The sequence below is a fragment of the Flagellimonas oceanensis genome (genome assembly GCF_003992595.1).
Classification (GTDB): domain Bacteria; phylum Bacteroidota; class Bacteroidia; order Flavobacteriales; family Flavobacteriaceae; genus Flagellimonas; species Flagellimonas oceanensis.
Genome location: NZ_RZNA01000047.1, coordinates 322781 through 336527, shown reverse-complemented (window position 1 = coordinate 336527; position 13747 = coordinate 322781). Strand labels below are relative to the sequence as shown.

15 protein-coding genes are annotated in these 13747 nt (G+C 43.4%); 3 read left to right on the top strand and 12 right to left on the bottom strand.

Annotated elements, in window-relative coordinates; genetic code table 11:
- The first annotated feature begins 73 nt into the window (after positions 1-73).
- Positions 74-1168: a serine hydrolase domain-containing protein gene (locus EO132_RS14635; protein ID WP_127138564.1), complete on the top strand. Its 1095-nt coding sequence runs from the start codon at positions 74-76 to the stop codon at positions 1166-1168.
- On the opposite strand, the gene EO132_RS14630 is transcribed toward EO132_RS14635, so the two are convergent.
- Both EO132_RS14630 and ftsY read right to left on the bottom strand, forming a co-directional pair.
- Positions 1165-2826: an amidase family protein gene (locus EO132_RS14630; protein WP_127138563.1), complete on the bottom strand. Its 1662-nt coding sequence runs from the start codon at positions 2824-2826 to the stop codon at positions 1165-1167. The two genes, EO132_RS14635 and EO132_RS14630, sit on opposite strands and share 4 nt — an antisense overlap.
- Positions 2827-2832: 6 nt before the next feature.
- A complete protein-coding gene (ftsY, locus tag EO132_RS14625; RefSeq protein ID WP_127138562.1) occupies positions 2833-3789 on the bottom strand; it encodes a signal recognition particle-docking protein FtsY in 957 nt (318 codons plus the stop codon).
- A gap of 226 nt (positions 3790-4015) precedes the next feature.
- Between ftsY and EO132_RS14620 the strand changes: the two genes are divergently transcribed.
- Positions 4016-5899, top strand: coding sequence for a hypothetical protein (locus EO132_RS14620; protein WP_127138561.1), 1884 nt, complete (start codon positions 4016-4018; stop codon positions 5897-5899).
- 61 nt (positions 5900-5960) lie between these two features.
- On the opposite strand, the gene EO132_RS14615 is transcribed toward EO132_RS14620, so the two are convergent.
- The 9 genes from EO132_RS14615 to recR form a co-directional block, all read right to left on the bottom strand.
- On the bottom strand, positions 5961-6113 hold the full coding sequence (locus EO132_RS14615) for a DUF4295 domain-containing protein (RefSeq protein WP_108245252.1): 153 nt from the start codon (positions 6111-6113) through the stop codon (positions 5961-5963).
- A 38-nt stretch (positions 6114-6151) separates the two neighbouring features.
- Entirely contained in the window at positions 6152-6334 is a 183-nt protein-coding gene (rpmG, locus tag EO132_RS14610; protein WP_100817574.1) for a 50S ribosomal protein L33, read from the bottom strand.
- A gap of 28 nt (positions 6335-6362) precedes the next feature.
- On the bottom strand, positions 6363-6590 hold the full coding sequence (rpmB, locus tag EO132_RS14605) for a 50S ribosomal protein L28 (protein ID WP_127138560.1): 228 nt from the start codon (positions 6588-6590) through the stop codon (positions 6363-6365).
- Positions 6591-6664: 74 nt separating this feature from the next.
- A complete protein-coding gene (locus EO132_RS14600; RefSeq protein ID WP_127138559.1) occupies positions 6665-7915 on the bottom strand; it encodes a competence/damage-inducible protein A in 1251 nt (416 codons plus the stop codon).
- Positions 7916-8254: an Hpt domain-containing protein gene (locus tag EO132_RS14595; protein ID WP_127138558.1), complete on the bottom strand. Its 339-nt coding sequence runs from the start codon at positions 8252-8254 to the stop codon at positions 7916-7918. It abuts the gene before it with no gap.
- Entirely contained in the window at positions 8254-8865 is a 612-nt protein-coding gene (locus EO132_RS14590) for a fumarylacetoacetate hydrolase family protein (protein ID WP_127138557.1), read from the bottom strand. The genes EO132_RS14595 and EO132_RS14590 overlap by 1 nt, the downstream gene beginning before the upstream one ends.
- Before the next feature lie 33 nt (positions 8866-8898).
- Positions 8899-9672 (bottom strand): 3'-5' exonuclease, encoded by a 774-nt coding sequence (locus tag EO132_RS14585; RefSeq protein WP_127138556.1) that lies wholly within the window; start codon positions 9670-9672, stop codon positions 8899-8901.
- Positions 9673-9745: 73 nt separating this feature from the next.
- Positions 9746-11107 (bottom strand): dihydrolipoamide acetyltransferase family protein, encoded by a 1362-nt coding sequence (locus EO132_RS14580; RefSeq protein WP_127138555.1) that lies wholly within the window; start codon positions 11105-11107, stop codon positions 9746-9748.
- 79 nt (positions 11108-11186) lie between these two features.
- Positions 11187-11807, bottom strand: coding sequence for a recombination mediator RecR (recR, locus tag EO132_RS14575; protein WP_127138554.1), 621 nt, complete (start codon positions 11805-11807; stop codon positions 11187-11189).
- Positions 11808-11883: 76 nt separating this feature from the next.
- On the opposite strand from recR, the gene EO132_RS14570 reads away from it, so the two are divergent.
- A complete protein-coding gene (locus EO132_RS14570) occupies positions 11884-13371 on the top strand; it encodes a sodium:solute symporter (RefSeq protein ID WP_127138553.1) in 1488 nt (495 codons plus the stop codon).
- Here EO132_RS14570 and EO132_RS14565 read toward each other — a convergent pair.
- On the bottom strand, positions 13355-13714 hold the full coding sequence (locus EO132_RS14565; protein WP_127138552.1) for a CoA-binding protein: 360 nt from the start codon (positions 13712-13714) through the stop codon (positions 13355-13357). The two genes, EO132_RS14570 and EO132_RS14565, sit on opposite strands and share 17 nt — an antisense overlap.
- Positions 13715-13747: the final 33 nt, after the last annotated feature.

The following is a 13747-nucleotide window of genomic DNA, read 5'->3' as shown; positions in this document are numbered from 1 at the left end:
GCTTGCATATTTTTAGCACTTCAGCGTTAAACTATTGACCCTCATTGTAGTCAAAGGTCTAAACTCCAATAGCATGAAGCATCTTTTTTTGTTGATCATCGGTTCAATACTGATTACAGCTTGTTCTTCGGATGAGGGAGAGAATACCCCTGAACCGACCCCCACGCCAGAAGAAAGTGAATTGTATTTCCCAACCATAGGAAGTAATGAATGGGAGACCATTTCTCCAGCAGAGTTATCTTGGAATACCGATGCAGAGGAGGATTTACGCGGGTTTTTAGATGAAAAAGGTACCGATGGATTCATAATTCTGAAGAATGGTAAAATTGCGGTGGAATGGTATTTTGATGATTTTACCGCCAGCGACAACCATTCTTGGAACTCGGCCGGTAAAACATTAACTGCTATGGCGGTTGGTATTGCCCAAGCTGAAGGGTTCCTTTCCATTGAGGACTCTTCTCAGGAATATTTGGGCGAAGGCTGGTCCATGCTAACTTCGGAACAGGAGGCCAATATTACCGTTCGTCATCATTTAACAATGACCACTGGCTTGGATTATACCGTGGATGACCCTTTTTGTTTTGATCAAGAATGTTTGCTCTACAAAAATGAACCAGGCACTTTTTGGTATTATCACAATGCCGCATACACCATATTGGACGAAGTAATCACAAATGCGACCGGAACGGATTTCAGGCAATATTCCTATCAAAAAATCAGAGACAAAATAGGAATGCAAGGGGCTTGGGTTAAGGTCGGATACAACAATCTTTTCTTTAGCAATACCCGGAGCATGGCCCGTTTTGGTCTGCTTTGCCTGAACGAAGGCACGTGGGATGGGGTGGAAATCTTGACGGACAAAACCTATTTCACGGAAATGACCAACACTTCCCAAGATTTGAACCCATCGTACGGATATCTATGGTGGTTGAACGGCAAGAGCAGTTACAAAGCTCCCAGTTTTGAGGCTTCCATCAATGGCGAGTTGATGCCAGAAGCTCCAAGTGAACTGATTGCGGGACTAGGTGCTTTTGACCAAAAATTATATTTGATTCCCAGCAAAAACCTCGTGATCGTACGGTTGGGCGATGATGCTGGCGAAAGCCAATTAGGACCTTCGAGTTTTGACAATCAGCTTTGGGAAAAACTCAATGCCTATATCGACTAATCCTGATAACCTTCGGGGATTTCCCTTGCTTCGGTCAATTCCTCAAAAGCTTTACCGATACGCAATAAATGCGCTTCAGAAAAAGGCTTTCCGATGAACGTCAGACTTTCTGGCTCCCCAGTAGTTTTATATCCCATGGGAACGGTCAGGGCAGGATATTCCGCCACCGCTGCGTAACCTGCATGGTAATTGTTGATGCTCAACACAGCATCGAGGTCCTTTTCTTCCATGATATTGAAGAAGGCCCTTCCCGATTCCATTAAGTCCTCTTTTATTTTTTCAAATTGCTCTGTAGTAGTTGTGTCCGCCAAAATTCCATCAAAACGTTCCTGCCCATAAGGTATACGTAGAAGGGAATCTTGCTGGTTAAAGGCAACCACATCTTCTACGGATTCCACCCGTACAGCATCTTTATCCTTGACCTCAGCATTGATATAAGCAGGCAAATCCTCCCTCATATCCAGATTCAACAGCGTGGTAAAACCTTTAAGGGGAATGTTCTCTGCTTCAAATTCCACGATTTGTGCGCCAGCCTCTCTCAACGCTTCGACATTGGCAGCATACATGGAATCGCGTTCCATGAAGTTCTTCATTGCACCTAAACGGATTTCCTTCAGAGGTTCGGGGTTCATCCAAGCGGATAAAATGCCAGGTTCTGCACTTACCGATTTGTAATCGGCATCATCCTTCCCTAACATGGCGTCCAACAAAATCGCATTGTCCGTCACATTTTTGGTCATGGGGCCTGGAGTATCCAAGGTGCTTGAAATGGGAACAATCCCTGTTCTACTCAACAAGCCGATGGTCGGTTTCAATCCGACCACGGAGTTTTGACTTGAGGGTGAAAGTATAGAGCCAGAAGTTTCCGTACCCACAGCACCTACGGCGTAGTTGGCCGCGGTGGAAGTACCACTACCTGCACTGGACCCCCCAGTATCAAAAACCCTTCTACCGTAGGGGTTCAATGTTTGGCCACCCACGGCACTCTGTCCATTAGGACAAACCCCACAGATAAAATTGGCCCACTCGCTCAAATTCGCTTTACCTAAAATAAGTGCCCCCTTTTGTTTTAAGTGCTCTACGATAAAAGCATCATCCGTTTGATTGTCCTTAAGTGCGATGGCTCCTGCTGTCGTCTTCATTTCGGCAGTTCCAATATTGTCTTTCAACAAAATGGGCATACCATAAATAAGGTGGTGAATTTCCTTGTTTTCGTCCAGCTGACGTGCTTCTTCGAGTACATTGGGATTCAATGCAATAATGGTATTGAGGGTGGTATTGTTCGGCAATTCGTACTTGTAAATGCGATGCAGATAAAAAAGTACCAAATCCTCATACGTAAAAGTACCTTGGTCAATATGGGTTTGAATGGTTGGGATATCTTGCTCCAACACCAAAGGCTTCATTTGTTCATATTGTGCTTCGGTAAATTGTGATACTTCATCATACAGCGGCAAAAACACTTCATTTTTGTCCAATACCCTGCTTTGGATGAATTTATACCGCATCCTTCTGTTCTCATTTTCGGCACTTGCAGCCACCTCGGCAGAATCGTTGTAAGGCGTCCACAGAACAACATCTTCCTTGGGTTGCGCTTCCTTCTGTTTGCAGGAAATGAAACCAATCAATAAAAAAGAACAGATAAGGTATTTGTACATCGTGATTTATATTTTGAAGAATGAATCGACAAACTCATATTTATTGAACACTTGAAGGTCTTCTATCCCCTCGCCTACGCCAATATATTTTACCGGGATTTGGAACTGATCGGAAATACCTATGACAACTCCACCTTTTGCGGTACCATCCAATTTGGTCACGGCCAAACTGCTCACTTCGGTAGCCTTGGTAAATTGTTTTGCCTGCTCAAATGCATTTTGTCCCGTAGAACCATCCAACACCAAAAGTACTTCGTGAGGGGCCTCGGGAACCACTTTTTGCATAACACGTTTTACTTTGGACAGTTCGTTCATCAAATTAACTTTGTTGTGCAAACGACCGGCAGTGTCCACCAAAACGACATCAGCATTTTCCGCCACTGCGGAATTTAAGGTGTCAAAGGCAACGGAAGCTGGGTCGCTTCCCATTTTTTGCTTTATGATAGGGACGTCTACACGTTTGGCCCACACTTCCAATTGATCGATAGCCGCAGCACGGAAGGTATCCGCTGCACCCAGGACCACTTTCATACCCTGCGCCTTAAACTTATGGGCTAGTTTTCCAATCGTTGTTGTTTTGCCTACGCCGTTTACACCCACCACCATGATCACATAGGGTTTTTTGTCTTTGGGAACGGTAATTTCGGTATCCTCGCCAGAATTGGTCTCTGAAAGCAAACCGGCAATCTCTTCACGGAGAATGGTATTAAGTTCGTCCGTGCCCATATATTTATCTTGGGACACACGTTCTTCAATACGCTCGATTATTTTTAGGGTGGTATTTACACCTACATCGGAAGTGACCAAAACTTCTTCCAGGTTGTCCAATACTTCATCATCCACTTTGGATTTTCCTGCTACGGCTTTGCCCAGTTTACCAAAAAAACTGGTTTTGGACTTTTCGAGCCCCTTATCCAAGGTCTCTTTTTTATCCTTTGAAAATATATTTTTGAATAAGCTCATCCTGTGTTCTTTGATAATGGTCAAAGATAGCAAAGTAAGGGGAGTTTTTTTGAACCAATTTACATCTAAACTATATTGTCCCCTATAAAAGCACATTGCATCCAAAAATTTATAAACATCATGTTTTCAGTTTTTTACACATCCTATTTCATCTTATACAACATAATTTACAGGCCATAGGATGTAATGGTATATTTTTACATCACATCCTACTATAACGTTTGCGATGAAAATTACCCTTAACAAACTATTTTTTTTATTCCTTGCCATCAATTCGTTGACCGTCGTTGCCCAAGAAACATTTTCGGACAACTTCAGTTCGGTTTCCTACGCCAACAACAATGGTTCCCAAAACTGGTCCAGCAATTGGGTGGAGTACAATGACAACAACGATCCATCCAGCGGTTATATCCGAATAACGGGCAGTGAACTCTACTTCTACTATATCTGGACGGAAAATATCAGAAGATCGGTCGACCTGAGTTCATACTCCAGTGCTTCCCTGTCATTCGATTGGCGTACTTGGAGTCTAGAGTCTGGAGAAACATTGGCGATTGAAATATCCAGCGATGGATTTTCCTTCACGACCTTGAACACCTTTTCAGGGAGTCAAAGCGGAACTTTTGACCAAGATATAACGGCCTACATGTCCAATAACACCACCATTCGCTTTAGCAAAGGAAACAACGACTGGTCCAATAGCAATGATCGTGCATATATCGATAATGTAACCATTACCACCACTTCCATCCCTGCAACGGACACGGATTCCGATGGAATTATTGATGTAGTTGATTTGGATGACGACAATGATGGGATTACCGATGAAGAAGAGTATTGCACGGCGATCAAGGCATCTTTTTTGACCTCCTCCGATGTGGGTGAGCGATCGGTTGTTATCAACCATACAGACACAGGATATTTAAGAATTGATTTTTCGTCCATGGACAATTCGTTTCAGTTGGATATCAATGGAACCACTGTTCATCCATCAGTTTTAGAGTTTGAAAATGGGGCATTGGATGCTGGGGATGAGTATTTTGTGTTCCAGTCGGATGGTAGCTTTTTGAATCAGCCATGGGTGGCCAACTCCAATGGTGTGCCGAGATTGCGCCTAGTTGTCAATGAATTTGGGGAAATAGCCTTATACGGAAGCAGGAATACTTCTTCCACCTCTTTGGAATTGATGCAAGCACAAGGCGGCACTCCATTCAATACCATTACGTGGACTCCCGGCAACAACAACACCTTTACACTGGTCAACCAGCAAGGTCCGGGACCTGAGGGATTTACAGGTGAGTTGTTCGCCAGCTCGATTTGTGACACTGATGGTGATGGCATAAGCAACCATCTTGATCTTGATTCGGACAATGATGGACTGTTCGACCTGATGGAATCTGGAGCCCTTGATCAAACTGGTGTGGCAGATATGAACAATGATGGAATAATCGATGGAGCCACTTCAGGTTCAGGGGCAAATGGGCTGTTTGACCTTATAGAGGACAACGACACGGATTATGCGCTGTTTTCTTATGTGATTTTGGATTCCGATGCCGATGGAAACTATGATTCCTTCGCACTGGATGCCGATGGAGATGGATGTTACGACACTCGTGAGGCTGGCTATACAGATGGAAACAATGATGGTATTCTAGGGCCAACCCCAGTTACCATCGATTCAAATGGGCTGGTAACCAGTGGTTCGGATGGGTATTCCGTTCCTGCGGACAATGACTCCAATGTCACATATGATTACAGGGAAGCTGGTTCGGCCCCGACCATTATATCCCAACCGGTAAATACAACGACCTGTCCTGGTTGTACAACAAACATTTCCACAACAGTTACTGCGGACACTTTTCAATGGCAATATTACAATGGGGCTACGTGGTCGGACCTTTCGGACTCCGCCATTTATTCGGGGACCACTACAAATACCTTGACCATAACCAACCCAACTCCCAGTGAACACAACACCCAATTTCGACTGATCACCAGCAACAATGCTTTCGTTTGTGGAGCAACAACCTCGGACACGGCAACGCTACTCTTACGTGTAAACACAGTGGTCACCAATCGAAGAATCACATTTAGGGTCAACAAAAACTAAATGTTGGGCATAAAAAAAGCCGCTAAAAAGCGGCTCTAATATTGTTCAAGGAGAAATTTCCTTATTTGCTGTTCAACCAGTCATTAACCATTTCTGGTGCCATTACAGACTCTACGAAAGTGTAGGCACCTGTTTTTGGAGACTTTACCATTTTGATGGCCTTTGTCAATCTCTTTGATGATGACTGAAGTGTTGCTACTGTTTTCTTTGCCATGGCTTATAATTTTCTGCCCTTTACTTTATAAAAAGCGATTACTTAATTTCTTTATGAACGGTCATACGCTTAAGGATAGGATTGTACTTTTTGATTTCCATCCTATCTGGCGTGTTCTTTTTGTTCTTGGTGGTAATGTAACGAGAAGTACCTGGCATACCAGATTCTTTGTGTTCTGTACACTCTAAAATTACCTGAACCCTATTTCCTTTCTTTGCCATTGTATTGTACTTATAATGCTTTTACAACTTACTTTTTGGAATTGATTTCCTTCAAGACAGCAGAGATTCCTTTTTTGTTGATGATTTTCAACCCACGGGCAGAAACGTTCAAGGTTACCCAACGATCTTCCTCTGGAATATAAAATCTCTTCTTGGAGACATTCGCATCGAATCTCCTTTTGGTCTTATTGATAGAAAAGGAAACGTTGTTTCCAAACATCACCTTTTTTCCTGTTACTTCACAAACTTTAGACATCTCCCTAACTATTTGAGTGATTTTATTGAGGCTGCAAATTTATACCATTTTAATGGGACGTACAAAATTCTTTTTCAGAAATTTAAAATTTCTTTGTACAACAGCTCAAAAGCCTTGTTTACAGACTTTTTCACGACCCTTTCCCGATTCCTACCCATGACGAATTTTTGGGCAAAACTATGTTTTGGTGTACTAATACCAATATATACGGTTCCCACCTCGGCATCGGAGTCACCTTTGGTGGGACCGGCATTGCCCGTTGTGGCAATCGCGAAATCGGTCCCGAGCTTGTTTTTTACATTGCTAGCCATTGCAATGGCCACTTCTTCGCTCACTACGGAATGTGCATCAATCAATTCTTGCGGCACTCCCAACAAATTTACCTTGGCCTCCGTAGCGTAGCACACCATACTGCCTTTGAAATAGTTGGATGCCCCGGGAACTGAAGTAATTCGCTCCGCTATGGCACCTCCTGTAAAACTCTCCGCAGTGGCCAAAGTCATTTTTTTATCGGTCAAGAATGTACCAACTTGCTTTTCCACACGTCCATCTTCCTCTTCTTCACCATATATAATGTCTCCAATCAAAGGATAGAGCTTTTGCACTTGTTCCTCAATACCGGCCATAAGAGCATCCTTATCATTGCCTTTTGCCGACAACCTAAGCCTTACACTGCCAATATTGGGCAGATAAGCGAATTTGATAAAAGATGGTAAATTGTTCTCCCAGTCCTCCAGCTTTTCGGCGACGGCACTCTCCCCCATTCCATAGGTCATGATGGTTTTATGGACAATATGCGGACGATCGTATTCCTCAATGATTTTTGGGAGAACGGATTTGGCAATCAAATTCCTCATCTCATACGGCACCCCAGGTAGGGAAACGAAAGCCGTCTTACCTTTTTTCATCCAAATGCCCGGGGCAGTACCAAACTCATTGTGCAACACTGTTGCCCGCGATGGTACCATGGCCTGTTCCCTGTTCAAATCCGAAATGGGCGTTGTGATGTATTTTCTGAAAAGTTCTTCGATGTGACTTAAAACAGCATCATCCTGAACCAGTTCATCACCAAAGAATTCACAAAGGGTGTGTTTGGTCACATCATCCTTTGTTGGCCCCAATCCTCCGGTAATGATAACAACCGAAGAACGCTCCCCTGCTTCTTTCAAGGACTGCAATATATGCGCCCTATCATCCTGAATGGATGTAATCTGATAGACAGAGACGCCAATTTTGTTCAGCTCTTTGGAAATAAACGCTGAATTGGTGTCCACAATCTGACCTATGAGAATCTCATCCCCAATGGTGATGATTTCAGCTTGCATTTATAAATCGAAGTCGTTTTTAAGTTCGGTAACCACTTGTAGCACATCTTTTTTAAGTACGGGAAACTTTTCCTCAATCTCTTGCATGCTACCGTTCGTTTTGCCCAAGGTTTCTATTTCAAGTGCCTTGGCCCTTGTTTGCTCCATACCCAAAATATCCACATTGGGCTTGATCTTGTGTGCGAGCTTATATATGTTTTCGTAGTCCTTGACTTCGATGGCCTTTTCCAAGCCTTCCAAATCCTCTGGCACTTCTTCCAAAAACACGGAGATTACAGAGGTAATGAAATCCTCATCACCTTCCGCCATTTCATTTATCTTATCGAGGTTGTATATCATTATTTTACATTAATATCAAACAGTTGCTCTCCTTCCAAGGTACCGACAAGGTAGTCATTTGGGCTTACTTTACCAACACCGGCAGGCGTGCCCGTAAAAATGATATCGCCTTTTTTCAACATGAAATATGTGGATACGTAAGCTATGATTTCATCTATCTTCCATAGCATCAATGAAGTATTTCCATTTTGGACCGTTCCACCGTTTTTTGACAATGCGAAATTCAAGTCGTCCAAATCATCAAATTTATCCTTAGGCAGCCATTTGCCCACTACTGCGGCGCCGTCAAACCCCTTGGCCTTTTCCCATGGCAGGCCTTTGGATTTTAATTTGGATTGAAGGTCCCTTGCGGTAAAATCTATGCCCAAACCCACTTCATCGTAATACTTATGGGCAAATTCCTTGGAAATATGTTTTCCTACCTTTTTGATCTTGACCAAGACCTCCACTTCGTAGTGTACGTCCTCGGAAAACTCGGGGATATAAAAATCCTGTTCTTTGGGCAAGATGGCAGAATCGGGTTTGATGAAAACCACTGGTTCATCTGGACGCTCATTGCTGAGTTCATTGATGTGGTCTACATAATTACGTCCTATACAAATCAGTTTCATAATTTGTTTATGGGGTTATGCTCTTGGTTGAGCTTAAAACTTATTGTTGAGCTTGCTCAACTTAATCTGGGTAAGTACTTTTTTGGTGTACAATGGAAAATCGGCATTCAAGATCCATCCAAAATAGCCAGGTTCCTTTTCCATGACCTCATCCACTGTTTTACCCTTGTGCTTTCCGAAGGAAAAAATCGGGTTATCATCTTCATCCACACCGATAAAACCGGCAAAATCAAGATTCTGTCTTCGAGTAGTGAACTCGGATAATTTTTTGATGTCATTTTCCAACTCAGGATATCGCTCCAATTGCGCCAACAGTACTTCGTAAGTGGCCAAGGTATCGGCCTCGGCACTATGGGCGTCGTCCAAATTCTTATCACAGTAGAATTTATAGGCTGCCTCCAATGTCCGTTTTTCCATTTTATGGAAAATGGTCTGTACGTCCACGGAAACCATGCTCTTCATATCAAAATCCACATCGGCCCGAAGCATTTCCTCCGCCAATAAAGGGATATCGAACCTATCGGAATTGAAACCTGCCAAATCACTATCGCGAATCATCGCATAGATATCCTTGGACAATTGCTTAAAAGTAGGCTCATTAACCACTTTTTCATCGGAAATTCCATGAATGGCCTCGGATTCCGCTGGAATGGGCATTTCCGGGTTTACCAACCATGTCCTGCTTTCTTTGTTACCGTTGGGATAAACCTTGAGAATGGATATTTCGACAATCCTATCCTTGGCCACATTGGTTCCCGTGGTCTCCAAATCGAAAAAGCAGATAGGTTTGGTCAATTGTAATTGCATGTGGGGCGTTTTAAAATAAAATTCACTCAGCTTCTAAATTAAGAATAGTGACAGGAATACCTAGTGTTTTACACTATATTTCCCTGTTGATGTCCCAAGCTTCCAAATAATCGGCCACTGCTTTTACGAACATTCCGCCCAATGCACCATTTACCACGCGGTGGTCGTAACTATGGGACAGGTACATTTTGCTTCGGATACCTATATATTCTCCTTGGTCGGTCTCAATGACCGAAGGTATTTTTCTGATGGCTCCTAAAGCAAGGATTCCCACTTGTGGCTGATTGATAATCGGCGTTCCGAAAACACTTCCGAAAGAGCCCACATTGGTTACCGTGTAGGTGCCATCCTTGATTTCGTCGGGCTTCAACTGATTGTTTCTCGCCCTACCGGCCAAATCGTTCACGGTTTTGGCCATGCCCACCAGATTCAATTGGTCTGCATTTTTGATTACGGGCACGATCAAGTTACCATCGGGCAATGCGGCTGCCATCCCCAAGTTGATGTTTTTCTTTTTGATGACCTTGTCCCCATCCAATGAAATGTTCATCAATGGATATTTTTTGAGGGCCATGGCCACAGCTTCCATAAATATGGGGGTAAAGGTCAATTTCTCCCCTTCCCGCTCTTGGAAGGCATTCTTTACTTTATTTCTCCAGTTGACCACATTGGTCACATCCACTTCCACAAAACTCTGTACGTGTGCGGAGGTCGATACACTCTCGATCATATGATGGGCAATCAATTTGCCCATTCGGGTCAACGGAATCACCTCATCACCGGCACCAACGTGCACCTTGGATTCTTTTGGTTTCTCCGGTGCTTGTTTTGGAGGCTCGGGTGTAGCAACTTTTTCTGTTTTGGCTTCAGGTTGTGGCTTGGACTCCGCTTGATCTTGGCTTCCATTGGAACGGTTTTCCAAATAGGCCATGATATCGTTCTTGGTAACCCTACCTTCTTTTCCGGTGCCCACAATGGCCTCCAATTCGTCCATGGAGACATTTTCTTCCTTGGCTATGTTCTTAACCAATGGGGAATAGAACCGCTCTGAACCTGAGAAATCAGGAGTGGTTGCGGAAACGGATTCCTTGACCCCGGCCATTTGGGCTTCCAATTCCCTTGCCGGTACTTCGGAGTGTTCCTCTGCAACCATTTCTTCATCGGAACTGTCATCCGCGGTGTTGTCAACCTCGCCTTCTATTTGAATCACGGCGACAACTTCGCCCACTTTCACAACATCGTCCACATCGAACCGCTTTTCCAACAATACCCCATCCACTTCACTGGGAACTTCGGAATCCACTTTGTCGGTGGCGATTTCAAAGACGGCTTCGTCCATCTCTATGGTGTCCCCCACTTCCTTCAACCAATTGGTCAAGGTAGCTTCGGCGACACTTTCTCCCATTTGCGGTAATTTCAATTCAAATTTTGACATATTCGTATTTATCAAAGTGATTTTGATTTGTATTTTACAAAAATACTAAAGAAATCGACTTATTTTTGATTTATGTTCATTAATTCGCTTTAATAGAACTTTCAAAAGGCACCCTGTTGATGATACTTCTTCCCAAAGTAACCTCATCCGCATATTCCAATTCATCTCCCACGGAAATTCCTCTGGCAATCGTGGAAGTGGTCACTTCGGTACCTTCCAATTGTTTATAAATATAAAAATTAGTGGTATCCCCTTCCATGGTGGAACTCAAAGCCAAAATCAATTCCTTTACCGTTCCGTCCTTTACCTTTTTTATCAAAGGGGCAATGTTCAGGTCTTGCGGGCCAACTCCCTCCATAGGCGATATTTTTCCTCCCAGCACATGGTACAGTCCATTGTATTGCGAGGTGTTTTCAATGGCCATTACGTCCCTAATGTCCTCCACTACACAAACCGTGGTCTCGTCACGTTTGGGATTGGCGCATATTTCACACAGTTCGGTATCGGAAATATTATGACAGTTTTTACAAAAATTGACCTCACTCTTGAGTTTCAGCAACGCATGGGCCAATAGCTCGGTCCTTTCTTCGGGCTGCTTTAGCAGGTGAAGTACCAAGCGCAATGCCGTGCGCTTACCGATTCCCGGCAATTGCGACATTTCGTAAACTGCATTTTCCAATAGCTTCGATGAAAATTCCATAGCATCAATTCTCCTACAAAATTACGATTTTAGAGTTACCAATTTACTTTCGTACTTTGCAAATCAAATTGCATATATGTCAGCCACACAAATTCTGTTGTTGATAGGGGCCTATTTCTTGGTGCTTATCCTTATTTCTTATTTCACTGGTAAAAACGATTCCAACGCCGATTTCTTTAAAGCTGGCAAACAATCCCCATGGTACATTGTGGCTTTCGGGATGGTCGGGGCCTCATTATCCGGGGTAACCTTTATATCCGTACCGGGATGGGTACAGGACAGCCAGTTTAGCTACATGCAGGTCATCATGGGATACCTTTTTGGCTATTTTGTGGTGGCGTTCGTGCTTTTGCCCCTATACTACAAACTCAACCTGACCTCTATCTACGAGTATTTGCACGACCGCTTTGGAAAAGTGAGCCACCGAACGGGGGCTTTCTTCTTTTTTATATCCAGGGTTCTCGGTGCAGCGTTCAGGCTGTATCTGGTAGCCATTGTGCTACAGCAATTTGTTTTTGATGATTTGGGAGTTCGTTTTGAGTTCACTGTGGTCATTTCCATATTATTGATTTGGCTCTACACCAACAAAGGGGGTATCAAGACCATTGTTTGGACCGATACGTTACAGACCCTTTTCATGATTTCCGCTGTGATTCTTTCCATAGTGATGATCAATCAGGAACTCGGATGGAGTTTTGGGGAATTTATGGCATCGGAAGAGTTGAAGAATTACAATGATATTCTCGTAACGGAAAGCTTTTTGGACCGAAACTATTTCATCAAATCCTTTGTTGGCGGTATGTTCATTACCATTTGCATGACGGGATTGGACCAGGACATGATGCAAAAGAACCTGACCTGTAAATCCTTGAAGGATGCGCAAAAGAATATGATTTCTTTCAGCTTTGTTCTGGTGGGGACCACATTTTTGTTCATGTTGTTGGGCGCCTTGCTCTATATTTTCGCTCAACGGGAAGGCATCGGCATTCCTTTGATGGACGGCTCTCCAAAAACCGATTTGCTCTTTCCTGAAATTGCTCTGAACGGTGGCTTGGGACTAGCTCTATCCATTACTTTTATGCTGGGTTTGATCGCTGCAGCCTACAGTAGCGCCGATAGTGCGCTTACCTCCCTGACCACTTCATTCTGTGTGGATTTCTTGGATGTTCAGAAAAAAGACGACAAAGAGCAAAAACGTATCAGAAAACGCACACACATAGCAATGAGTATTGCGCTGGTAGTTGTGATCATCGCGTTTAAATATATCCTAAGCAGCAATGTCATCGACAGTTTACTGACCGTTGCAGGGTACACCTACGGGCCATTATTGGGACTTTTTGCCTTTGGAATTCTTACCAAACACAAAATCAAGGATGGTTATGTGTGGATAGTGGCCCTGCTATCGGTAGTCACCATCGTTTTGATTGCCAGTGTTCCAGCGGAATATTTAGGAGGTTATCAGGTTGGCTATGAATTGTTACCACTCAACGGATTGTTGACATTTATCGGTTTATGGCTGATCCGAACTAAAAAATCGATTCCATCAACTAGTACTGCCCAGTAGCCAACAGTACCAGCGTACAGGCAACTTCCACTTCAATCCCAGCGTTTTCAAGGATTTCGTAAAATTCAGGGTTCTCGGTGCCGGGGTTAAAAATCACACGTCTGGGCTTCAAGTCCACAATCGATTGATAATATTCCTTTTGATTTTTTGGACTTAAATATAAAGTTACGGTATCAATATTTTGAAAATCAACCAAGTTGTCTTTAATTTGTACCCCTGATACAGTTCCCCCACGTATCCCAAATGCGGTTGTTTCAACATTGTTGTCAACCAACCTACGAATTGCTGTGTTACTGTATCTTCCCGGGTTTGTAGAAGCCCCTACGACAAGTGTCTTTTGCATTTGTTAATTTTTGTGTTAAACTTTTATATAGAC